The sequence below is a fragment of the Nonomuraea sp. NPDC047529 genome (genome assembly GCF_040642995.1).
GTDB lineage: Bacteria > Actinomycetota > Actinomycetes > Streptosporangiales > Streptosporangiaceae > Nonomuraea.
Genome location: NZ_JBEYTJ010000006.1, coordinates 268,300 through 289,617 on the forward strand (window position 1 = coordinate 268,300; position 21,318 = coordinate 289,617).

Sequence of the window (21,318 nt, forward strand, 5' to 3'; positions counted from 1 at the left end):
CCCGACAGCCGGCCGCGGCGACCGGCCCGTCCCGCCGTCAGCGGCGGGCGGGCGAGACGGGTGCGGCGGCCTCGTCCCCGGCCGCGTGGTCGCCGGGACGGGCGGGCAGTGCCATGGTGACGGCCGCCGCGGCCAGCGCCGCCCCGCAGCCGACCAGCATCCCGACGCGGAACCCGGCCTCCGACGGCAGCGTGTGCGCGCCCAGCCGGATCGTCATCTGTGACAGGATCACGCCGACGACCGCGGCCGAGACCGTCGTCCCGATCGAGCGCATCAGCGTGTTGAAGCTGTTGGCCGCGGCGGTTTCCGACCGGGGCACCGCGCCCATGATCAGGGCGGGCATCGCCCCGTAGGCCAGGCCGACGCCGAGGCTGCACACGCAGGTGACGACCAGCATGCCCCAGGCCGAGCCCAGCAGGGCCATCGAGGAGCCGTACCCGAGCGCCATGACCAGGCTTCCGGTGATCAGGGTGACCTTGGGGCCGCGGGCGGCCGACAGCCGCGCGCCGAGCGGCGAGACCGCCATCATCATCAGGCCGGAGGGGGCCATCCACAGCCCGGCGGCCAGCATCGACTGGCCCAGCCCGTAGCCGGTGGCCGCCGGGAGCTGGAGGATCTGCATGACGATCAGCGCCTGGGCGTACATCGAGAAGCCGACCACGATCGAGGCCAGGTTGGTCAGCAGCACCTGACGCCGGGCGGTCACCCGCAGGTCCACCAGCGGTTCCCGGACCCGCAGCTCCCACCGGCCCCACACCAGCAGGACCAGCACGGCCGCGCCGAGCAGCCCGAGCGTGGTGCCACCGGCCCAGCCCCAGTCGGCGCCCTTGGACACCCCCAGCAGCAGGCACACCAGCCCCGCGCCCAGGCCGAGCGCGCCCGGCACGTCGAGCCGCCCGGCCGCGCCCTCGCGGGGCAGCGGGGGAGTGGGCGGGACCAGCAGCCGGATCAGCACGGCGATCAGCACGCTCAGCACGGCCGAGCCCCAGAACAGCACCCGCCAGCTCGCGTACTCGGCGACCGCGGCCGAGACCGGCAGGCCCAGCGCCCCGCCGATGCCCATGGACGAGCTCATCAACGCGATCGAGGGGCCGAGCCGGTCGGGCGGCAGCAGGTCGCGCAGCGCGCTGATGCCGAGCGGGATCAGGCCCATGCCCATGCCCTGTAACCCGCGGCCGACGATCATCGGCGTGAGCGACCCGGCCAGCGAGCAGATCACCGACCCCGCGATCAGCGGCGCCGTGCAGACGAGCATCATGCGGCGCTTGCCGTACAGGTCGCCGAGGCGTCCGGTGACCGGCGTGGTGACGGCGCCGGCCAGCAGGGTGGCGGTGATCACCCAGGAGGCGTCGGAGGCGGTGCTGTGCAGCAGCCGCGGCAGCTCGCCGACCAGCGGCACGACCAGGGTCTGCATGAGCGAGGCGACGATGCCGGCCACCGCCATCACGCTGACGATGCCGCCGGGGCGGGCGGTGGATGTGGAGCCCCCCACGTTGTTCTCCCGTCGTCGAAGGATGTGCACGCTACACATCATGTGTTACGTACACAATTCATGTAAGGTGCACATACCTCGCGAAAGGGGGGATTGGGATGGAAAAGCCCACACATCTCATCGAGTTCGAGACGATGCTGCTCGGCCGGCACCGGCACTACGACCGCAGTGCCCACCTCCTGCTCAGGCGGCTGCACAGCTCGGGCCCGATGTCCATCGGGCAGCTCAGCGAGGCCTTCGGACTGGACGCCTCCACTCTCAACCGGCACACCTCCGCCCTCCTGCGCGCCGGCCTGGTCGAACGCATCCCCGACCCCGAGGGCGGCATCGCCCGCAAGTTCCGGCTCACGCCGGAGGGCGAGCGGAGCCTTGTCGAGGAGCGGGCGAAGAACGTGCGCGGGCTGGAGAAGGTGATGGCCGACTGGTCGCCGGAGGACGTCACCGCCTTCGCCGACTACCTCCGGCGCTTCAACACCGACATCGAACGCCTGGCCGGCCGCCCCTGGCCCCGTTCCTGACCCGGTCGCCCCGCCGGGGCCCGGGACGCGCGAGGGCCCCCCGCCGGGACGGGCGGGGGGCCCTCAACGCGTGCGTACCGGTGTGCGTGTCGCCTCTCGGCGAAGGGCACAACGCGGCTCCAGCCGAACGGTAGTCCGCGAAGGCGATAGGTGAGGCCCGGGGACACTGGGCACACCGGCCACGATGGATGTAACGGCACCCGCTTCCGGGATGTTCCCGGCAGATCAGGCGAAGTGCATGACGATGGCCAGGCCGACGAGGTGCGTGACCACCACCACGACGAGCAGCGTGACGAACACGAACTTGGCCGGGCCGTGCTCGAAGTGCTTGCCCTCCTTCAACGGAGGCAGCTTGGCCTGGCGCTCGGCGATGCGCTCCTCCAGGGGCTTGCGGTGAAACATGAGGCGTCCCTCTTTCGGCGGCCCGGCCACGGGTACGATTTGTGTGGCATCGATTTGCAGGCTATTAGTTTGTACACAAAGTAAGTTACCAGACGGCATCGGAGGCGGACACGCATGGAGCCTGTGACAGAGGCGACAGACCTGCTGGCGCTCGACCGGCAGGTGTGCTTCGCGCTCAGCATCGCCTCGCGCAGCGTGATCGGACTCTACCGGCCGCTCCTGCAGCCCTTCGGGCTCACCCATCCGCAGTACCTGGTGATGCTGGCGCTCTGGCAGCACGAGCCGCTGTCGGTCAAGGAGTTGGGCGAGCTGCTGCAGCTCGACCCCGGCACGCTGTCCCCGCTGCTCAAGCGGCTGGAGGCGCTGGGCTACGTCCACCGCGAGCGCAACAGCAAGGACGAGCGCGCCCTGGCCGTCACCCTGACGCCTGCCGGCCGGCAGCTCAGGGCCGAGGCGGAGAAGATCCCGCCGGCCATCGTCGCCCGGCTCGGCATGGACCTCGACGAGCTCCAGGACCTGCACGCCGCACTGATGCGGCTGATCGCCTCCGCCCGCCGCGACGCCTGACCCTCTGCGGCCTCCAGGGCCTTCCGCGCCCGCGATAAGCAACCGTGGTTGACTGTCTGCCGAATAGTCAACTACGGTTGCTCGCGTTCGTCGATCCCCTTCCTGTCGCTGGAGGCAACATGTCCATGGTTCACGCCGATCGTCCGAGGCTGCGGCGGGTGATCGACCGGCTGGTGGCCGACGACCGCGGCCCCGGCCTCGTGGTCGAGGTCCGGAACGGCCACGAGCCGCCGTGGTCGGGCGCCGCGGGCGTGGCCGACCTGGAGACCGGCCGCCCCCGCAGGCCCGGGGAGCACTTCCGCATCGGCAGCTTCACCAAGGCGTTCGTCGGGACGGTCGTGCTCGGCCTGGCGGCCGACGGCGAACTGGACCTGGACGCCCCGGTGACCACCTGGCTGCCCGGCGTCGTCGAGCAGTACTTCCCCGACGCCGACGCCGGCCGCATCACCCCGCGGCTGCTGCTCAACCACACCAGCGGCCTGCCGGACGCGATCCCCGGCCAGGAGACCCCGCCCGCGGAGGAGCCCGGCGGGCGGTTCGTCTACTCCAAGGTCAACTACAACCTCGCCGGGATGATCGTCGAGGCGGTGTCCGGTTCGACGCTCGCCGCGGAGATCGACCGCCGCGTCGCCGGCCCGCTGGGGCTGACCGGGACGTACCTGCCCGGAGCCGGCGAGGGGCTGCGCGACCCGCACGCCCGCCACTACTCCGGCCAGGACGAGACGGGCCAGGACGTCGGCCGCCACGACGTGACCGACGCCGACCTGTCCTGGGCCTGGGCCGCCGGCGGCATGGTCTCGACCACGGCCGACCTGCACCGCTTCCTGGCCGCCCTGCTGGGCGGGCACCTCCTCCCGCCGGCGCAGCAGGAGGAGATGTTCACCACCGTGTCCACCGAAGGCGCCGGCTGGGTGCCCGACGCGCGCTACGGGCTCGGCGTCTACTCCCAGCGCTTTCCGTCCGGGGTCACGCTCTGGGGCGGCGGCGGGTTCATCCAGGGGTCGATGACGTACGCGATGGGCGACCGCCGGGGCACGCACACGCTGACCGCCAACGTGAACGGCGACTGGGGCGACTTCCTGGGGACCTGCGCCGACCTGTTCCAGGCCGAGTTCCATTGACCGGCCGGCGCGGCCCCGCCGGGGAACCGGCTCAGACGAGCCCCGGGACGGTCACCGAGGCGGTCCGGACCTCGCCTGTGCGGCCGGCGAACATCTCCGCCATCCGCTCGACGCCCGGGAACACCGCGACCGTCATGAACAGCGTCCGGCCGTCCGGGCCGCCGAGGGCGCCGGCGAAGCAGGCCCGGTCGAGGTCGATCCGGTCGGTCACCTCGCCGCCCTCGCGCACCCGTACGCAGGCGGCCCCGTCCTCGTCGTCCACCTGGGTCCAGATCGCGCCCTCGGCGTCCACGCAGATGCCGTCGCCGCCGACGGGGGCCCACACCCGGCGGCCGGACAGGCCGCCGTCCGCGCCGATGTCGAACGCCGTCAGCCGCCGCGTCCAGGACTCGGCGACGACCAGCGTGGAACCGTCCGGGGTCACCGCCATCCCGTTGGGGAAGTGCAGGTCCTCGGCGACCACCCGGGTCTCGCCGTCCGGGCCGACCAGGGCGATCACGCCGGGCGCGAAGTCCTCCCGGCCGAAGGCGAAGCCGACGCAGTTCACGTAGACGCGGCCGCGGCCGTCCACGACGACCTCGTTCGGCCCGGCCGGCAGCTTGCCCAGGTCGGCGTGGACGGCCGTCGTCCCGTCGGGGTCCAGGCGCAGCAGCTCGCGCTCGCCGGTCACCAGCAGGCGGCCGTCGGGCAGCCAGGCGAGGCAGAAACCGGCAGGTTTCGGGCCGCGGGCGATCACCTCGCGGTCGCCGTCCGGGGTGACGGCGAGGATCTCCTGCTCCCCCCAGTGGGAGAACCACAGCCTGCCCTCGTGCCAGCGCGGCGACTCGGCCACGCACAGTCCGGTCACCAGTGTCTTCGTCTCGATCATGTCGTCATGCCTCCTTTGCCCCCTACACGAACGGCGGGGGGCCGGATCGACATCACCGGGTCACAGAAGTTCGCGGGCGCGCTCGGCCAGCGCGGCGCGGTCGACGCCCGCCAGGGCCAGCGCCCGCGGCACCGTGCCCACCTCGGCCTGAAGGACGCCGAGCAGTACGTGAATCGGCCGCAGGTCCTTCTTGCGATGCGTGGAGGCCAGCCGCTCAAGCGCCAGCTTGACCGACGCCCCCATCTGCGGACGGCGTTCGGGATCGGGCGTCGAACGCAGGTCGAAGGCGGCCGCCGACACCCCCGCCGCCGCGAGGCTGTGCTCGAACTCCCGGCGCAGCGCCGCCCGCACCCCCGCCTGGTCGAGCCCGGCGGCGGCCAGGATCGTCCGCGCCCCGGTGTCCTCCGGCGCCGCCATGGCCAGCAGCAGGTGGTGGGCCTCGATCGTGGCCGAGCTCTCCGCCCGCGCCTCGGCCTGCCCCCGGATCAGCACCTCGTGCAGGTAGGTGTCGAACGCGCCGCTCACGCCCGCCTCCTCAGCTCGACCCCGGCCGCGATGAGCCGCTTGGCGTGCTTCTTGTGGACCGCCTGGCGGGTGATGCCCAGCGCCTCGGCCACCTGCGGCCAGCTCCAGCCCGCCCGCATCGCCTGCTCGACGGCGGCGTCCTCCAGCTGGTCGGCCAGGCGGCGCAGCGCGACCACGGCCGCGAGCGCGTCCGCGGGCTCCTTGACTGACATTCCAGCCACCCTAGGCGTCCGTCGCGGGATCAGGCAATCCAGGTTGCCTAAAGGGGGCGAGGCGTCATGCGGGATCCACCGGGTAGGGCCAGGGGTGTCATGAGCACGATCGAGAACGTGGGGGCCGCCGCCTACCGCGTCCCCACCGACCGGCCCGAGGCCGACGGGACGCTGGCCTGGCGGTCCACCACCATGGTCGTCGTCACCCTGACGGCGGCGGGCGTCACCGGCACCGGCTGGACGTACGCCCCCGCCGCCGCGGTCGCGGTCGTCACCGAGATCCTGGCCGGCGTCCTGACCGGCGCGGACGCCGCCGACATCCCCGCCCTGCACGGCGAGATGGTCCGGCAGGTGCGCAACGCGGGCCGTCCCGGCGTCGCCGGCTACGCCGTCTCGGCCGCCGACGTGGCGCTGTGGGACCTCAAGGCGCGGCTGCTCGGCCTGCCGCTGACCCGCCTGTTCGGCGCCGCCGGGCCCGAGGTCCCCCTGTACGGCTCGGGCGGCTTCACCACCTACGACGACGAGGCCACCACGGCCCAGCTCGCGCACTGGGTCCACGAGCAGGGCATCGGCCGCGTCAAGATCAAGATCGGCGAGTCGTCCGGCACCCGCCCCGACCGCGACCTGCACCGCGTGGCCCTGGCCCGCCGCGTCATCGGCGACCGGGCCGAGCTGTACGTCGACGCCAACGGCGGCTACACCGCCAAACAGGCGATCCGCCTGGCCGGACGCATGCGCGAGCACGACGTGACCTGGTTCGAGGAACCCGTCTCCTCCGACGACCTGCCGGGCCTGCGCCTCGTACGCGAGCGGGCCGCCCCCGACGTCACCGCCGGCGAGTACGGCTGCGACCCCGCCTACTTCACCCGCATGTGCCAGGCCCAGGCCGTCGACTGCCTGCAGATCGACGCCACCCGCTGCGGCGGCTACACCGGCTGGTTCGCCGCCGCCGCGATCGCCGCCGGCCACAACCTCCAGGTGTCCGCCCACTGCGCGCCCAACCTGCACCTCCCGGCCGCCGCCAGCACCGCCAACCTGCGCCACGTCGAATGGTTCCACGACCACCAGCGCATCGAGTCCGAGCTGTTCGACGGCGCCGCCGACCCCTCCGGCGGCCTCGCCCGTCCCCGGCCCGACGCCCCCGGCCACGGCCTCGAACTGCGCGCCGCCGCCGCCGAACCCCACCGCGTGGCCTGACGGAAGGAGCGGGCGCCGATGCGGATCGAGGACTACGCCCTGATCGGCGACATGCACACCGCCGCGCTCGTCGGCCGCGACGGCTCGATCGACTGGCTGTGCCTGCCCCGCTTCGACTCGCCCGCCTGCTTCGCCGCGCTGCTCGACGGCCCGCGCGCCGGACGCTGGCTGCTGGCCCCCGCCGGCGGCGGCCCGGCCACCTCGCGCGGCTACCGCCAGGGCACCCTCATCCTGGAGACCACCTGGGACGGCCCCGACGGCAGCGTCCGGGTGGTGGACTTCATGCCGCCCCGGGGCGAGGCCCCCGACGTCGTGCGGATCGTCGAGGGCGTGCGCGGCAGCGTCGAGATGACCATGGAACTGGTGCTGCGCTTCGACTACGGCAACGACATCCCCTGGCTGCGGTACGAGCCCGGCGTCCTGGCCGCGGTCGCCGGCGGCGACGCCACCTGGCTGCGCACCCCCGTCGAGCTGTGCCCGGACGACGACCAGCACCGCACCACCGCTTCGTTCACGGTCGGGGAGGGGCAGCGGGTGCCGTTCGCGCTGACCTGGCAGCAGTCGTGGCTGCCGCGCCCCGAGCCGGTCGACCCGCCCGAGGCCCTGGCCGACACCGAGCGGCTGTGGCGTGAGTGGGCCCGCCGCTGCGGCTACCGCGGCGACTACGACGAGGCCGTCCGCACGAGCCTGCTCACCCTCAAGGCCCTCACCTACGCCCCCACCGGCGGGCTCGTCGCCGCCGCCACCACCTCGCTGCCCGAGCAATTGGGCGGCCCGCGCAACTGGGACTACCGCTACTGCTGGTTGCGCGACGCCAGCTTCACCCTCCAGGCCATGATGACCGCGGGCTACGACGCCGAGGCGCGCGCCTGGCGCGAATGGCTGCTGCGGGCCGTGGCCGGGCACCCCGCCGACCTGCAGATCATGTACACCGTCGAGGGCGGCAGGCGCATCCCCGAGTGGACCGCGGACTGGCTGTCGGGCTACGAGGGGTCCGAGCCCGTCCGCGTCGGCAACGCCGCCTCGGGCCAGCTCCAGCTCGACGTCTACGGCGAGACCCTCGACTGCCTGCACCTGGCCCGCCGGTCCGGCCTGGCGATCGACGACGAGGCCTGGGACCTCCAGACCACCCTGATGAACTACCTCGAAGGCATCTGGGACCAGCCCGACAACGGGCTGTGGGAGACCCGGGGGCCGCGCCGCCAGTTCGTGCACTCCAAGGTGCTGGCCTGGGTCGCGGCCGACCGCATGATCCAGGCCGTCGAGGCGTTCGGCCGCGACGGCCCCGCCGGGCGCTGGCGCGACCTGCGTGAACGCATCCACCACGACGTCTGCGCCCACGGCTACGACGCCGAACGCAACACCTTCACCCAGTACTACGGCTCGACCGCCCTGGACGCCGCCCTGCTCCTCATCCCGCGCCTCGGCTTCCTGCCTCCGGACGACCCGCGCGTCGTCGGCACCGTGGACGCGGTCGCCCGAGACCTCGTGCACGACGGGCTGGTCCTGCGCTACCGGTCCGCGGCCGGGGACGTCGACGGCCTGCCCGGCGGCGAGGGCACCTTCCTGGCCTGCTCGTTCTGGCTGGCCGACGCCCTGGCCGCGACCGGCCGCCGGCGCCGCGCCGTCGAGCTGTTCGAACGGCTGCTCAGCCTGCGCAACGACGTCGGCCTGCTGTCGGAGGAGTACGACACCGTCAACGACCGGCAGGTCGGCAACTTCCCGCAGGCCTTCAGCCACGTGTCGGTGATCAACACCGCGACGGTGCTGTCGGGCCGGTTCAGGCCTGGGCGCCCTCGGCATCAAGCCGGGTGAACGTGGCGCCCTGAAGGACGGCGCGGGCGCCGAGCACGTGCCCGTCGCACATCCTGGTCACCGTCCCGGCCTGGTCGGTCACCTTCCACCGGACCAGCTCCTGGCAGGGCCTGCCGAGCCGGTCCTGCGGCCAGGTGCGGTGGCAGACGCGGCACTCGGTGATGTTCGCCCGGTAGGACAGGGTGTTGCCGTGTTCGGGGCAGACGCCCCACGGCATGCCGCAGACCTGCTCGCGCTGGGCACGGAGCCTGGCCAGGTCGCCCGCCGACCGTTGCAGGTCCTCCCCGCCCCGGTCCAGCCAGTCGGCGGCGTGCCGCGCCGCCCTGAGCTGGTCCCCCTCGGGAGATCCGGCGGGCTCGGCGTCACACAGGGAGCGGACCTCGGCGGCGAGGTCCTGGGCGCGGCGCGCGAGGTCGCGCAGCTGGGCGGGGGTGACAGTCATGAGGGCTCTCATCTCGTCAGGGCCGGGCGGCAACGGTTACACGCACAGGGACGGCCGCTCGCGCCGCTCCCGTTCTCCAGTCTCGTCAGCCTTCCGCCCGCGTGGCGCGGTCGCGGCCCACGAGTTCGCGCCTCCGGGGACGGACCGTCCTCTCCGGCCGTCGCCCGCGGGGGCTAGGCCTCCGGGACGCCGCTGTAGGCGGGGCCGAAGAACACCAGCGTCACCAGGTCCTCGGTGACGTCGTGGAAGCGGTGCTCCTCGCGGGCCGGGACGAACAGCGTGGTGCCGGGGCCGACCTCGACCGTGACGCCGCCCGAGGTGAAGGAGGCGCGCCCGCCGGTGACGACATAGATCTCGTCCTCGGCGTGCGGCGACTGGCCGTCGGTCGCGCCGGCCGGGATGGAGTAGGTGCCGAAGCTGAGCGCGGGCACGCTCAGGTGTTCGGCGAAGTGGGCGGAACCGTCCGGGGCGGGCTCGAACCGGCCGCTGTCGATGATCTCCATGGCCCGTGATCCTCTCATGTCGCCGCGTGCTCGGACTCGCGCGGGGGAGTGCTTGCGGCTCGTCCTAAATGTGAGTAAATGTCACGTCATGTGGCGTGGCTGGGGTGACCGGATGTCCGCGGCTGTCAGGCGTGAGGTGTCGTACGTCCGGGGGCAGGCCGCCGGGCTGGCCAAGCCGGGTCGTACCAGCGGCTGCAGGCGCTCCAGATCGCCAAGGCGACGCTGGCGGCGGTGCTGGCCTGGCTGACGGCCAGCAGGCTGCTGGCGCTCGGCGCCACCTGGATCGCCCCGGCCACCGCGGTGATCATGGTCCACGCCACCGTGTACCGCACCCTCACCAACGGCCTGCGCCGCGTGGCCGCGGTCGGCGCCGGGGTCATCCTGGTCGGCGGCATCGGGCACCTGCTCGGCCTGGGCGTGCTCAGCCTGGTCCTGGTCGTGCCGCCCGCCCTGGCCGCCGCCTCCCAGGAGCGCTACCTGCTGGCGTACGTGCTGGCCACGGCCATCGGGGCGCTGAGCGGGGCGTTGGTCAACAGTGTGTTGTGGCCGCCGCTGTACCGCGACCGGCCCGGCGCCGCCGTCCGCCGCCTGGCCCGCGAGACGGCCGCCCTGCTGACCTCCGTCGCCGAGGGGTTACGGGACGAGTGGAACCTCTCGGCGCTGCCCGACTGGGAACGCCAGGCCGTCCGGCTGGACGAGCGCCTGGCCGACGCGGCCGCCGCCGTGGCCGACGGCGCCGAGAGCCGCCGCTACAACCTGCGCCACAGCCTTCATCCGGCCGCCGCCGCGCAGGACCACGACCAGGTCCTGCGCCGGTTGACCACGCTGGCCGCGCACGCGCACACGATCGTGCACGCGCTGTCCCACCTCGAACACCACGACGGGCCCTCGACCGACGTCAGCCCCGACTACGCCCGCGACTACGCCGACCTGCTCGATCTGCTGGGCGACGCCCTGACCGCCACCGTACGCCGGGACCCGGACCCGTCCAGGGCGCGCACCCTGCTCGGCCGGGCGGAGGCGCAGGCGGGCCGCATCCACGAGCAGATGACGACGGAGATCCAGAAGGGCGAGGTCGTCCATCCGGCGGGCTGGGCCCTGAGCGGCAGCCTGCTCACCGACGCCGAACGCATCCTGGCGATCCTGACCTCCGTCCTGGCGGACACCCCCGGCAAGCCTCCTGCCGCCCCCCACCCAACCCCTGACCACCGCCGTCCTCCGGGAATCGGTTTGCCTCGCGCGTCCGTCGCCGGGCACACTCGGGAGCCATGCTCATCAGGTCGTTCCCCGAGCCGGACATCCCCCTGGAGCTGCTGGCCCAGGTGCGCGACCTGCAACGGGAGGCCTGGCCCGGCCACTCCTTCCCCGCGCCCGACGGCGGGGGCCCCTCCCACGACCCGGCCCTCGCCCCCCGGTCCATGATCCTTCTCGACGGGGACACGGTCGTGGCCGCCCTGGACATCCTGTCCAAACCCCTCACCCACGCCGGCCACCGGTTCCGCGCCGCCGGTCTGAGCACCGTGGTGACCAGGAAGGCGGCCCGCGGCCGGGGACACGGCCGCCACCTGGTGACCGCCGCGCACGAGGCCATCGCCGACGCGGGCTTCGACCTGGCCCTGTTCACCTGCGACCGCCCGCTCCAGGGCTTCTACGAGAGCGCCGGCTGGTCGGCGATCCCCGGCGCGGTCCTGGTCGGCGGCACCCCGCAGGCGCCGTTCCCCAGCGACCAGCCCGGGTTCGACAAGGTCACCATGGGCGACTTCCTCTCGTCCGAGGGGCGGGCGCGCCGGCTGTCGTTCCACCACGCGCGCATCGACCTCCACCCGGGAGAGATCGACCGACTCTGGTGAGCCTTCCTCACGCGCCCTGACGCCGCCGGACCAGCGGCAGGAAGACCTGGTCCACGATCTCCACGAGCACGTCGTCCGGCGCGCTGGGCGCTCCCCGCACCACGAACTCGTTGCGCAGCAGCACGATGGCCACCGTGGCGACCCGCGGGCGCAGCGCCTCGGGGGCGGCCTCGCCGCGGGCCACCGCCCGTTCGAGGACGGCCAGCCAGGGCGCGGCCACCGCGTCGTCCGACTGCTCCTGAAGCTGGGCCAGGAGCTCGGCGGCGCCGCCGGCGGCGGCGATCAGGTCGCGCAGGATCGCGCCGAGGGGCGAGCTCCAATAGCGGTTGGCCCGGCGCAGCAGCTCCAGGACGTCGCCGCGCAGTTCCCCGGTGTCGGGCGGCGAGACCGTCGTGGCCAGCCGTTTGTAGGCGGCGACGCCGAGGGCCAGGCGGTTGGGCCAGCGGCGGTAGATGGCGTTCTTGTTGGTGCCGGCGCGGGCGGCGACCTTGTCCATGGTCAGCCCGGCGTACCCGGACGCGGTCAGCTCGTCGGCCGCCGCGCCGAGGATCGCCTCCTCCAGCGCGGCGCCGCGCCGCCGCGTCCGCCCGCTCGCCTCGGTCATCGCCCGCCCTCCTCGGCCTGAGGGTACTGACCGTACCGCAAGTCGGTTAAGGTACGTTCAGTACCGTAAATGGAGAGGACGCCATCATGCGAGCCAAAGGCATCAGCTACGACACCGGCTTCGTCGTCAACGGATCGATCGGCCACCCCGGGTTCGACCCCGACGTGGTGGCGCGCGAGATGCGCATCATCCGGGACGATCTGCACTGCACGGCCGTCCGCGTCATGGGCGGTGACCCCGAGCGTCTGGAGATCGCCGCCGGCCACGCCGCCGACCTCGGCCTGGAGGTCTGGTTCTCGCCCTACCCGCTGGAGCTGACCGAGGAGGAGATGCTGGCGCTGTTCGCCGACTGCGCCGAACGTGCGGAACGGATCAGGCGGCGCGGCGCCGAGGTCGTCTTCGTCACCGGGGCCGAGCTGTGCCTGATGAACAAGGACTTCCTGCCCGGCGACGACATCGACGAACGGGTCGCCCTGCTGAGCCGTCCGGAACGGGTGCGCGAGCTGGTCGGCGGGGTCGGCGCGCGGGTCAACGACTTCCTCGGCCGGGCCGTGGCCGTGGTGCGCGAGCGGTTCGGCGGCCGGGTGACCTACGCCTCCGTGCCGCTCGAAGCCGTCGACTGGACGCCCTTCGACCTCGTCTCCGTGGACCTCTACCGGTCGGCCGAGATCGCCGGCGTGTTCGAGCAGGGCGTGCGTACCCTCGTCGCGCAGGGCAGGCCGGTCGCGATCACCGAGTTCGGCTCGGCGACGTACCGGGGCGCGGGTGACCGGGGCGCGCTCGGCCTGGAGATCGTCGAGTACGAGAAGGGCACCCGCGCACCCCTCCGGCTGACCGGCGAACACGCCCGGGACGAGGACGGCCAGGCCGCGTACGTGCGCGAGCTCCTGGAGATCTTCGACGCCGCCGGCGTGGACGGCGCCTTCGTGTTCACCTTCGCGCTGCGCGACCACCCGCACCGCCCCGACGGCGACCCGCGTGACGACCTGGACCTGGCCTCCTACGGCATCGTCAAGGTGTACGAGGACCGCCTCGGGACCGCCTACCCTGGCCTGCCCTGGGACCCCAAGGCCGTCTTCGCCGCCGTCGCGGGCCACTACGGCGAACACTGACCTCACCTTCCGGTTCGATCACCCCGTGGAAAGGCTTGGCAGATGCACCACCCATCGATCTTGAGGACGGCGACGTGACCCTCCCGACCACGATCCTCGGCCGCACCGGCCTGCGCGTGAGCCGCCTCGGCTACGGAGCCATGGAACTGCGCGGCCCCGGCGCCTGGGGCCCGCCGGTGACCGACGACGCCGCCCGTACCGTGCTGAACGAGGCCCTCGACTCCGGCGTCGACCTCATCGACACCTCGCCCGACTACGGCGACGCCGAGGAGCACATCGGCCGCTGGATCGCGCATCGCCGCGACGAGTTCGTCCTGGCGAGCAAGTGCGGTTGCCCGCCTCCGGGCGGCGACCCGGCGCACGTCTACACGAGGGCGAACGTCCGCGCGGGGGTCGAGCGGAGCCTGCGCCGGATGCGCACCGACCGTCTCGACATCCTGATGGTGCACCTCAGCCCGAGCGTCGCCGTGATGGAGGCCGAGGACACCGTCGCCGAGATGCGGGCGCTCCAGGACGAGGGCAAGATCCGCTTCACCGGCATGTCGGGGGAGTTGCCCCACCTTCCCGACCACATCGCGACGGGGGCGTTCGACGTGTTCCTGCTGCCGTACTCGGCACTCGACCGTTCCCATGAGCGGCTGGTCGGGGCCGCCGCGGCGACCGGGGCCGGGACGGTGGCCCGCGGCTCGGTGGCCCGCTCGCTCGCGCCGCCGCCCGAGGCCGTGCCCGAGCCGGTGCGCCGGCCGTTGGCCGAGCGCCACGCCCGGCTCGCCGCCGCCCGCCTGGACGAACTGGCGGACGGCGCACCGGTGACCGAGATCCTGCTCCGGTTCATCCTCGGGCATCCGGACCTGCACTCGATGATCGTCGGCTCGGCCCGCCCGGAACACCTGCGGGCCAACATCACCGCCGCCCGCAAGGGCCCCCTCCCTCCGGACGTGCACGCCGCCGTACTCGACCGCCTCGGCCCGGCGTAGGGGGCGTTCGGACGGTGACGAGCCGGCCGCCTGCCTGCCGGCTCCTCGCCCGGGCATGTCCCGGCCGGGGCGGAGAGGTCAGCCGCGCTTGGCGGACGGCCAGCCGTGGCCCCAGCCGCCCTGGACCATGGTCTGGAACGCCCAGCCTTCCTCGGTGCGCACCAGCAGGTCGGCGTAGTGCATGTGGTGCTCCTGACCCTCGATCGTCATCGTCGCCTCGGTCTCCACGACGACCAGGTTGGGGCTGAGGAAGCGCGGGGTGCGCGTCGAGCGCAGGCCGAGCCCGGCGGTGCCGCCCCCCATCGACTCCTTCATCGCCTCGACGTACTCGTCCCGGGTCCATTGGCGGACGCTGGCGTGGCCGTCCGGCACGTCGGTGGCCACGTTCATGGGGAAGACCGCCAGGTCGGCCAACTTCTCGATCTCGCCCTGCTCGGCGCGTGCGTCGTAGTCGGCGAACCAGTTCTCGACGCTCTTCAGTTCCTCGGCGCTCGGCTGGTGCATGCTGCCCCTCCATTCGTATCGTACGACGTACCGTACACCATACGGGATCGTGGTGCGCACGTCACCCCATCGGCAGTTCGTCAAGGATGCCTGGGTGTCGGGCCGAATCGGGTCGGCCCGGCACCTTCACACTGCTGTTCCGCCTAGCCCTGGGGCTCTTCCGCCGGGCAGCGGTTGCCCTTGACGGGTACGGTCGGCGAGATCAGGTAGTTGTCCATGGCGACCGTGGTGCACTCGGTCATGCCATAGACGCCGTGGCCCCAGCCCTCGTAGGTGAGCAGGGTGGCCTTGGAGCCGAGCTGCCGGGCCACGTTGGCCGACCACTCGTACGGTGTCTCCGGGTCGTGCCTGGTGTTGGCCACCAGCAGCTGCGTGGTGCCCCGGTACCGCAGCGGGTGCTGGGGGTTGTTGACCGGGTGGCCCTGGCAGATCGGCATGTCGCCCATCGGCATCGGGTTGTACCGCATGTCCGGGGCGACCGCGTTGGAGGCGCGCATCACCTCGGCGTACTGGTCGTAGCCCCGCAGGGACAGGTTCCAGTCCTGGCACAGGATCGCTGTGGGCAGCTCGGCGTACTGGCCGTTCACGGGCCAGTTGCCGGGAGGGCCGGGCATGTCGTCCGGCACCGGGCCGCCGTCCAGCGCGCGCAGCACCACGGCCTCCTGCCGCCAGGAGGGCGCCTCGTTGAGCACGACGCCCAGCCACATCAGGTTGTGCGCGCTCACCGGACGGCCGTCGCCCGGCCACAGCAGCTCGCCCCGGTCCGCCTTCTCCAGCAGGCCCTTCCACAGCGCCCGGATGTCGCGACCGTTCAGGACGCACTCGCTGTCGCGTTCGCACCAGGCGATGAACTCCTGGAAGCTGTCCTGGACGGCGGCCGCCTCGGTGACCTGGAACGCCTTGACGTCCAGGCTGTGGTCCATGTTGCTGTCCAGCACCATGGCGCGGATGCGGCCGGGGAACAGCTCGGCGTACATCTGCTGGGCGAGCGTGCCGTAGGAGACGCCGTAGGAGGTCAGCTTGTCGTCGCCGAGCGCGGCACGGATGGCGTCCATGTCGCGGGCCACGTTGGCCGAGTCGAGGCGGTCGTACAGCGGGCCGGTGAGCTTGCGGCAGTCGGCGCGAAGTCTCGCGTCGTAGGCGACCCACTTGAGGTAGTCGGCCTGGCTGGTCATGACCGGGTTCGGCATCTGGTTGTACACCGAGGCCGAGCAGGTCACCGAGCCGCTGCGGGCGACGCCGCGGGGGTCGTAGCCGACGATGTCGAACCGTCGCTGGATCTCCTGGCTGAAGCCGGAGGGGCGAAGGATGTCGTTCACGCCGGAGTTGCCGGGCCCGCCGGGGTTGCTCAGCAGGGAACCGATCCGGGCGGCCGGGTCGGTGGCCTTGCGGCGGGCCAGGGCCAGGTCGACGGTGGGGCCGTCGGGCCTGGACCAGTCGATGGGCACGGCCAGCGTGCCGCACTCGACGGTTGGTTCCTCCTCGCACGGCCCCCAGGTGATGCCGCGCTTGCCGACGGCATCCGTGACGTCCTGCCCGGTCACCACCGCGCCGGCCGTCCCCGCCATCGGGACGGTTAACAGCGTCGTCACCATCATGAGGGCGGTGGCGAGCAGGGGAGTTCTTCTCAGCACATTGCTCCTATCGTCGATCGGCACGTTGATCGGCAGGGCTGCTCGCACGGCACACGATCGAGTCCTGGGCTCGCCGTACCGGACGGCCGCGCGGGGACAGGATCAGACCCCCGTCGAAGGTCCCCGGACCGTGAAGCACCCCTTCACGCCTCAGCGGCCCATGGCGGGGCCGCCGTCGCGCCTTTCCTTGATCATCAGTACGGAATCTAACAGGCGAAGGCCGCGCCGGTGGACATTACGCCAGAACTTGGACAAATGTGAGCGTCGCCATAGTGGCCGGGCTCCGGGCGAACCCCGTACGCCCTACCCTCTCGGCGCGCCGGCCGACAGAGTCGGGATCAGCAACTCGGTCAGCGTGCCCCCGATCACACGCCGAGGTGGACGTAGGGCGCCCAGAACAGCGGGCTGCCGAAACGGGGTGTCCCGCGCAGCCGGGTGACGGCCCGGTGCAGCGCCACCGCGGGATCGGCCGCGCCCGCGGCGAGGACGGCGTACACGTCCGCGGCCACCTCGGCGGCCGAGGCGTCGTACATCGACCAGAGGGTGCCGATCACGTTGCGGTAGCCGGCGAGCTGGAACGCCGCCGCCAGGTGGATGGCCTCGTCGGTGAGCGCGGTGTCGCCCTGAGCGGTCTCGCAGGCCGACAGGAAGGCGAGGTCGCCGCCGTCCACGCCGACGCCGGTCAGGTCGAGCACGGTCAGGTCGGCGTCGTGCAGCACGAGGCGGCTGGCGGACGGTTCGGCGTCGTCCTGGTCGCCGTGGCAGGCGAAGTGGACCCACGGGTAGGCCGGGATGGCGTCCAGGACGGCGCGGCGGGTGGCGGCCGGACCCTCGAACACGACGGCCCGCGGTCCCAGGGCGTCGCGGACGGCACGCACCTCCGCGGGGACCTGCGGCAGGTCCGCGTACCCCCCGCCGGGGCGCGCGGTCGCGGCCAGCGCGGCCACCAGCACCGGCGCGGACGGCGGCGCCGCCGGTGTGGACCTGGCCCGCAGCAGGGCCTGGAGGGTGGGCGTGTAGGAGGACACGACGTGGTCGCCCACCCAGGGCCCGCCGTCACGGTGGCGTCCGGCGGCGTGCAGCGGCAGGGCCGCCAGCGGGCCGGTCGGGCACCACCACAGCCTGGGCGGGTCGCCGCCCGGGGCCGCGAGCAGGCCGAGCTCGTGGAGCACCGGGCGGGTGACGGCCTCCCACAGCCATTCGAGGGTGGCCAGCACGGTCTGGTTCGCGGAGATGCGCGCCGCCCTGCCGCCGTGCGCCGCGCCGAGCGTGCGGCGCAACCCCTCGGCCCGCCCGGCGGCCTCCCGGTGGCTCAGCTGCGGCAGCGGCAGCACGCGCAGCCCGCCGGAGGTGAGGAGCAACGCGTCGCAGCGCCGCCGGTCCACGTTGACCATGACGACGGGCCCGCGGTCGGCCGCCGCGCTCAGGGTCGCGAAGTCGGGGGGCCGCAGGAACGACGCGAAACCGGGCAACTGCCTGATCTGATCGCACAGCTCGGCGAAACGGGCCGTGGCCTCGCGCCGCAGGTCGGCCTCGGCCCGCCGGGCGGGACGTCCGGCGGAGCCCAGCTCGTCGGGCTGGAGCGGCTCGCCGGCCGGCGGCCTGTCCAGGACGGCGCTCACCTCGTCGAACTCGGCGGCCGGCCCGGGATGGCGGGCACGCAGCTCGCTGCGGTCGCTCCTGGTCTGCAGGAGCTGGGCCCACAACACGCTGCGGCCCTGTTCGAGCAGCTGGACGGCGGACCTCGGCGAGCCGGCCACCAGCGCGGCGGCGGCCGCCTCCGTGGCGAGCCCGGTCGCCTGCCTGAGCTGGTTCTCCTGGGAGCCGCGGTCGAGGCCGCGCCAGGCCGCGAGCGGCAGCAGCTCCTGCACGCACACCCGGTACTGCTCCAGCGCCTCGGCCGGGCGGTCGTGGTGCAGGTTGTAGCCGGCGTAGATGCGGGTGTTCGCCAGGCGGGACAGAACGTCGCCCGAGGTGACGCCGGCCGAGAGCCTGAGCGCGGCCATGGCACGGTCGCGGTCGCGACGGCGGTGGCGGCGTTCGTACCTGATGTTCACGGCCAGGCCGAGCTGGGCGGCGCGGGCGGCCAGGAGGGGGTCGTCGGGTGCGGTGGCGGCCACGGACAGCTCAAGGTGGCGGATCGCGGCGCGCAGGTCGCGCATCCGGTCCGTACGCCAGAAGCGCAGCAGGCTGCCGTGGCCCACCACGTGCTGCTGGCTGGCCCACGACGGGTCGTCCTCGGGCGTGGCGGCGAGCCCCACGCGCCCCAGGCGGACGATCTCCTCCAGGTCGCCGGGGTTGTCGTCGTCGTAGCGGCTGACGTACAGCAGCGACAGGCCCTTCGTGAGGACGGGCCGGTAGGAGTGGCCCGGCGGGAGCGCCTCCAGGGCCTCGCGGCCGGCCTCGATCGCGGCGTCGAGGTCGCCGGGCCGTCCGCGCGCGTCGGCGCGGCGGCGCAGCACGCCCGCCTTGTGGTAGAGCATCGGCGCCCGATGCCGGTGGTCGCCGGTGGGAGCGGCCAGGGCCTGCTCGATCGTCTCGACCGCCTCGTCGAGGTCCTCCAGGTCGCCGCGGTGGTCGGCGCGCTTCCACAGGCCGCCGCTGAGTGCGTGGAGCGCGGGCCCTCGCAGCGGGGAGTGCGGCGGCAGCGCGCCCAGCGCGGAGCGGGCGACGTCGACGCACCGGTCGAGGTCGCCGACGTCGCCGCTCATCGTGTAGCGCTGCGACAGCGCGACGGCGAGCTGCACCTGGCAGGCCGGCCGTTGCGGATGGCCTTCGGGGAGGTCGGCGAGCGCCGCGGTGACGGTCGTGACGGCGGCCTCGACGTCGGCCCGCCCGCCGGTGCGCTGGCCGCGCAGCCGCAGCGCCTCGGCCAGGCCGAGCACGGCGTTCACCCGCACGGCTCCGCGCACCGGCAGCCGCAGTGTCTCCTGCCCCGCCGCGATCGCCTCGTCCAGGGCGGCCGGGGACCCGGTCCACTCGGCGTGCGCCGCCAGGGCGTGCGACAGCCCGCTCAGGACGAAGGCTCGGTTCGGGTGGCCGTCCGGCAACTCCGGCAGGGCGCGCCGGAAGGCGGTGATCGCCTCGCCGACCGCGCGGGTGTCGCCGGTCAGCCGGAATCGCTGGGACAGGGCCTGGCCGAGCGCGAAGTACGCGGTGAAGCGCTGCTCGCCGGGCAGGGCCGCGCGCCCGGCCCGGCGGGCCAGGTCGAGGGCGGCATCGAGACCGGCATCGAGACCGGCATCGACGCCGGGCCCGCCTGACTGCGCGGCGCGCTCCTGCAGGACCAGGCTGAGCTCCGACTCGAACAGGGCGCGGTGGGGGTGGTTCGCGGGCATGGCGGCGAGCGCCGCCCGGTAGGCGTCGGCGGCCGTGTCCAGGTGGGCCGGGTTGCCGTCCCGCCGGTGGAGGCGGGTGAAGGCCATGCCGCGGACGTGCTCGACGAGCCTGCGGTCGGAGTGGCCGGGCGGGATGAGCCGGCCGGCGTCGGCGACGTGCGCCAGGGCCTCGTCGAGGACGGCCGGTTCGCCGGTCACGTCGTGGAGGGCGCACCGGGTGAGGGCGAGCTGCACGTGCACGTGGCCGGTGATCGGGCCGTCGCTTCCGAGCTGGTCGGTGAGGATGTCCGCGGCGCGGTCGAGGTCGTCGCGGTCGCCGCGGACCGCGTAACGGGCGTACAGGGCTCCGGTGAGGGTGAAGCGCAGCGGGAGGAGCCGGTCCTCGTCGTGGCCGGGCGCGGCCAGGACCCGGTCGGCCTGGGCGATGGCCGCGTCCAGCTCCTCCCGGCCCGCGGCGATGGCCCGCATCACCCTGGCCTCGGTCCGGCTCACCTCGTCCCGCAGGTCCTCGCCCGTCGGCAGGTCGGCCTGGTCGCCGGTGACCGAGAAACGGGCGGTGGCCGCCGAGTGCAGCTCCTCGCGCAGCTCCTGGTCGCCCGGCCGGTCCTGGAGGAGGGCGCGGACGCGGGCGATGAGCTCGTCGACGTCCTCCAGCCGCGGCCCCCGGGCGATGCGGTTCCACAGCAGGTTGCGGAGAACCCGGTCGGCGAGCCCCTCGATCGCCGACAGGCCCGGCCGCGGGTCGCCGAGCGTCCGGAGCAGGGCGCTGATCGCGTCGTCCCGGTGGCCGGGCAGCTTGGTACGGCTGAATCGGGCGTACAGCATCAGACCGTGTTGGAGTAGGACGATACGGCGGCCGGGCAGGTCCTCGGGCAGCGTGCCGGCCAGGGCGGGCAGGCCGGTGAGCAGCGTGTCGAGGTCCTCGGGGCGTTCCAGCAGGGCGTACCGGTTGCCGATGACCGTCAACCGCCCGATCTCGTACCCCCAGCGCTGCGGGCCGGTCGCCGGGAGCAGCGCGAGCGCGTCGTCCATCGTCTCCACCGCCGCCTCGGCGAGCGCGGGGTCCTCGGCCTCCGTCGCCCGCCCGCTCATCGCCAGGGACAGCCTGCTCAGATCGGCCGCCCGGTCCAGGTCGGTGTCGCCGTCCGGGCGGCCCAGGGTGACGGCCCGGCGGCACAGCTCCAGCGCCTCGGCCAGGTCCCCGGGCCCTCCTCCGCCCATCAGACGGCGTCTGGCGACGGCCAGCCCCAGCTTCGACAGCGCCACGGCCGAGCCGGGTTCGAGCTCCACCGCCTGGCGGTACCAGGCGATCGCGGCGTCCACGTCGGCCGGGGCGCCGGTGACGTCCCAGGTCGCGACCAGCGCGTCGGCCGCGACGACCAGCTCCTTGAGGCGTTCCCGGGGGACCGCGGAGGGGTTCTCCAGGGCCGCCCCGCACACGGCGACGGCCCGGTCCAGGTCCTCCCGCGCGCCGGTGCGGGAGTGGCGCATGAGCAGCGCCCTGGCGTACGCCGCGCCGCCTTCACCGGCGTACAGATCGACGGCCCGGTCTAGGGCATCGCGGTCGTCCTCGCGCTCGTAGCGGGCCAGCAGCTCGGCCGCGTCGGAGTCCATGTCCTCCCAGAGCGGGCGGGGCC

At 73.6% G+C, this 21,318-nt stretch carries 20 protein-coding genes; 9 read left to right on the forward strand and 11 right to left on the reverse strand.

Annotated features, from left to right (window positions below; genetic code table 11):
* Window positions 1-37: 37 nt before the first annotated feature.
* Window positions 38-1,492: an MFS transporter gene (locus tag ABZ815_RS12870; RefSeq protein ID WP_357697128.1), complete on the reverse strand. Its 1,455-nt coding sequence runs from the start codon at window positions 1,490-1,492 to the stop codon at window positions 38-40.
* 98 nt (window positions 1,493-1,590) lie between these two features.
* On the opposite strand from ABZ815_RS12870, the gene ABZ815_RS12875 reads away from it, so the two are divergent.
* A complete protein-coding gene (locus tag ABZ815_RS12875; RefSeq protein WP_357697131.1) occupies window positions 1,591-2,010 on the forward strand; it encodes a MarR family transcriptional regulator in 420 nt (139 codons plus the stop codon).
* Between the two features lie 225 nt (window positions 2,011-2,235).
* Here ABZ815_RS12875 and ABZ815_RS12880 read toward each other — a convergent pair whose 3' ends face one another.
* The gene (locus tag ABZ815_RS12880; protein WP_189650423.1) at window positions 2,236-2,412 is read right to left on the reverse strand and encodes a hypothetical protein; all 177 of its coding nucleotides are present in this window, start codon (window positions 2,410-2,412) and stop codon (window positions 2,236-2,238) included.
* A 123-nt stretch (window positions 2,413-2,535) separates the two neighbouring features.
* Between ABZ815_RS12880 and ABZ815_RS12885 the strand changes: the two genes are divergently transcribed.
* Window positions 2,536-2,979 (forward strand): MarR family transcriptional regulator, encoded by a 444-nt coding sequence (locus tag ABZ815_RS12885; protein ID WP_357697133.1) that lies wholly within the window; start codon window positions 2,536-2,538, stop codon window positions 2,977-2,979.
* Between the two features lie 119 nt (window positions 2,980-3,098).
* Window positions 3,099-4,100, forward strand: coding sequence for a serine hydrolase domain-containing protein (locus ABZ815_RS12890; RefSeq protein WP_357697134.1), 1,002 nt, complete (start codon window positions 3,099-3,101; stop codon window positions 4,098-4,100).
* A 31-nt stretch (window positions 4,101-4,131) separates the two neighbouring features.
* Here the strand turns inward: ABZ815_RS12890 and ABZ815_RS12895 are convergent, their stop codons facing one another.
* From ABZ815_RS12895 to ABZ815_RS12905, 3 genes are read right to left on the reverse strand one after another with little or no spacing between them, the layout of a single operon-like run.
* Complete coding sequence (locus ABZ815_RS12895; protein ID WP_357697136.1) at window positions 4,132-4,968, reverse strand: SMP-30/gluconolactonase/LRE family protein; 837 nt, start codon at window positions 4,966-4,968, stop codon at window positions 4,132-4,134.
* 60 nt (window positions 4,969-5,028) lie between these two features.
* Window positions 5,029-5,493 carry a Clp protease N-terminal domain-containing protein gene (locus ABZ815_RS12900; protein WP_357697138.1) on the reverse strand — a complete coding sequence of 155 codons (465 nt, stop codon included), beginning with the start codon at window positions 5,491-5,493 and terminating at the stop codon, window positions 5,029-5,031.
* Complete coding sequence (locus ABZ815_RS12905; RefSeq protein WP_357697141.1) at window positions 5,490-5,705, reverse strand: hypothetical protein; 216 nt, start codon at window positions 5,703-5,705, stop codon at window positions 5,490-5,492. Before ABZ815_RS12905 ends, ABZ815_RS12900 begins: the two co-directional genes overlap by 4 nt.
* Window positions 5,706-5,804: 99 nt before the next feature.
* On the opposite strand from ABZ815_RS12905, the gene ABZ815_RS12910 reads away from it, so the two are divergent.
* Together ABZ815_RS12910 and ABZ815_RS12915 are read left to right on the forward strand one after the other, a co-directional pair.
* Window positions 5,805-6,902: an enolase C-terminal domain-like protein gene (locus ABZ815_RS12910; RefSeq protein ID WP_357697143.1), complete on the forward strand. Its 1,098-nt coding sequence runs from the start codon at window positions 5,805-5,807 to the stop codon at window positions 6,900-6,902.
* Between the two features lie 18 nt (window positions 6,903-6,920).
* Window positions 6,921-8,717 (forward strand): glycoside hydrolase family 15 protein, encoded by a 1,797-nt coding sequence (locus ABZ815_RS12915; RefSeq protein WP_357697145.1) that lies wholly within the window; start codon window positions 6,921-6,923, stop codon window positions 8,715-8,717.
* Here the strand turns inward: ABZ815_RS12915 and ABZ815_RS12920 are convergent.
* Window positions 8,683-9,159 (reverse strand): hypothetical protein, encoded by a 477-nt coding sequence (locus tag ABZ815_RS12920; protein ID WP_357697146.1) that lies wholly within the window; start codon window positions 9,157-9,159, stop codon window positions 8,683-8,685. The two genes, ABZ815_RS12915 and ABZ815_RS12920, sit on opposite strands and share 35 nt — an antisense overlap.
* A 173-nt stretch (window positions 9,160-9,332) precedes the next feature.
* Complete coding sequence (locus ABZ815_RS12925) at window positions 9,333-9,662, reverse strand: cupin domain-containing protein (protein WP_357697148.1); 330 nt, start codon at window positions 9,660-9,662, stop codon at window positions 9,333-9,335.
* A 231-nt stretch (window positions 9,663-9,893) separates the two neighbouring features.
* Between ABZ815_RS12925 and ABZ815_RS12930 the strand changes: the two genes are divergently transcribed.
* On the forward strand, window positions 9,894-11,084 hold the full coding sequence (locus ABZ815_RS12930; protein ID WP_357697150.1) for a hypothetical protein: 1,191 nt from the start codon (window positions 9,894-9,896) through the stop codon (window positions 11,082-11,084).
* The gene (locus tag ABZ815_RS12935; protein ID WP_357697236.1) at window positions 10,985-11,512 is read left to right on the forward strand and encodes a GNAT family N-acetyltransferase; all 528 of its coding nucleotides are present in this window, start codon (window positions 10,985-10,987) and stop codon (window positions 11,510-11,512) included. Before ABZ815_RS12930 ends, ABZ815_RS12935 begins: the two co-directional genes overlap by 100 nt.
* 7 nt (window positions 11,513-11,519) lie before the next feature.
* On the opposite strand, the gene ABZ815_RS12940 is transcribed toward ABZ815_RS12935, so the two are convergent.
* Window positions 11,520-12,116: a TetR/AcrR family transcriptional regulator gene (locus ABZ815_RS12940; protein ID WP_357697152.1), complete on the reverse strand. Its 597-nt coding sequence runs from the start codon at window positions 12,114-12,116 to the stop codon at window positions 11,520-11,522.
* Window positions 12,117-12,202: 86 nt separating this feature from the next.
* On the opposite strand from ABZ815_RS12940, the gene ABZ815_RS12945 reads away from it, so the two are divergent.
* Both ABZ815_RS12945 and ABZ815_RS12950 read left to right on the forward strand, forming a co-directional pair.
* Window positions 12,203-13,228, forward strand: a complete 1,026-nt coding sequence (locus ABZ815_RS12945) for a hypothetical protein (RefSeq protein WP_357697155.1) — start codon at window positions 12,203-12,205, stop codon at window positions 13,226-13,228.
* Window positions 13,229-13,302: 74 nt separating this feature from the next.
* On the forward strand, window positions 13,303-14,205 hold the full coding sequence (locus tag ABZ815_RS12950; protein ID WP_357697158.1) for an aldo/keto reductase: 903 nt from the start codon (window positions 13,303-13,305) through the stop codon (window positions 14,203-14,205).
* 78 nt (window positions 14,206-14,283) lie between these two features.
* Here the strand turns inward: ABZ815_RS12950 and ABZ815_RS12955 are convergent, their stop codons facing one another.
* From ABZ815_RS12955 to ABZ815_RS12965, 3 genes are all read right to left on the reverse strand, one after another.
* Window positions 14,284-14,709, reverse strand: coding sequence for a nuclear transport factor 2 family protein (locus ABZ815_RS12955; RefSeq protein WP_357697160.1), 426 nt, complete (start codon window positions 14,707-14,709; stop codon window positions 14,284-14,286).
* 143 nt (window positions 14,710-14,852) lie between these two features.
* Window positions 14,853-16,343, reverse strand: a complete 1,491-nt coding sequence (locus tag ABZ815_RS12960; RefSeq protein WP_357697162.1) for an alpha/beta fold hydrolase — start codon at window positions 16,341-16,343, stop codon at window positions 14,853-14,855.
* A gap of 365 nt (window positions 16,344-16,708) precedes the next feature.
* A complete protein-coding gene (locus ABZ815_RS12965) occupies window positions 16,709-21,295 on the reverse strand; it encodes a CHAT domain-containing protein (RefSeq protein WP_357697165.1) in 4,587 nt (1,528 codons plus the stop codon).
* Window positions 21,296-21,318: the final 23 nt, after the last annotated feature.

Bases quoted from the DNA above. Each gene is read 5' to 3' on its own strand.
- ABZ815_RS12895 (WP_357697136.1), bottom strand. From the start codon at position 4,968: ATGATCGAGACGAAGACACTGGTGACCGGACTGTGCGTGGCCGAGTCG.
- ABZ815_RS12890 (WP_357697134.1), top strand. From the start codon at position 3,099: ATGTCCATGGTTCACGCCGATCGTCCGAGGCTGCGGCGGGTGATCGAC.
- ABZ815_RS12910 (WP_357697143.1), top strand. From the start codon at position 5,805: ATGAGCACGATCGAGAACGTGGGGGCCGCCGCCTACCGCGTCCCCACC.
- ABZ815_RS12940 (WP_357697152.1), bottom strand. From the start codon at position 12,116: ATGACCGAGGCGAGCGGGCGGACGCGGCGGCGCGGCGCCGCGCTGGAG.
- ABZ815_RS12920 (WP_357697146.1), bottom strand. From the start codon at position 9,159: ATGACTGTCACCCCCGCCCAGCTGCGCGACCTCGCGCGCCGCGCCCAG.
- ABZ815_RS12945 (WP_357697155.1), top strand. From the start codon at position 12,203: ATGCGAGCCAAAGGCATCAGCTACGACACCGGCTTCGTCGTCAACGGA.
- ABZ815_RS12955 (WP_357697160.1), bottom strand. From the start codon at position 14,709: ATGCACCAGCCGAGCGCCGAGGAACTGAAGAGCGTCGAGAACTGGTTC.
- ABZ815_RS12925 (WP_357697148.1), bottom strand. From the start codon at position 9,662: ATGGAGATCATCGACAGCGGCCGGTTCGAGCCCGCCCCGGACGGTTCC.
- ABZ815_RS12880 (WP_189650423.1), bottom strand. From the start codon at position 2,412: ATGTTTCACCGCAAGCCCCTGGAGGAGCGCATCGCCGAGCGCCAGGCC.
- ABZ815_RS12965 (WP_357697165.1), bottom strand. From the start codon at position 21,295: ATGGACTCCGACGCGGCCGAGCTGCTGGCCCGCTACGAGCGCGAGGAC.
- ABZ815_RS12915 (WP_357697145.1), top strand. From the start codon at position 6,921: ATGCGGATCGAGGACTACGCCCTGATCGGCGACATGCACACCGCCGCG.
- ABZ815_RS12905 (WP_357697141.1), bottom strand. From the start codon at position 5,705: ATGTCAGTCAAGGAGCCCGCGGACGCGCTCGCGGCCGTGGTCGCGCTG.
- ABZ815_RS12875 (WP_357697131.1), top strand. From the start codon at position 1,591: ATGGAAAAGCCCACACATCTCATCGAGTTCGAGACGATGCTGCTCGGC.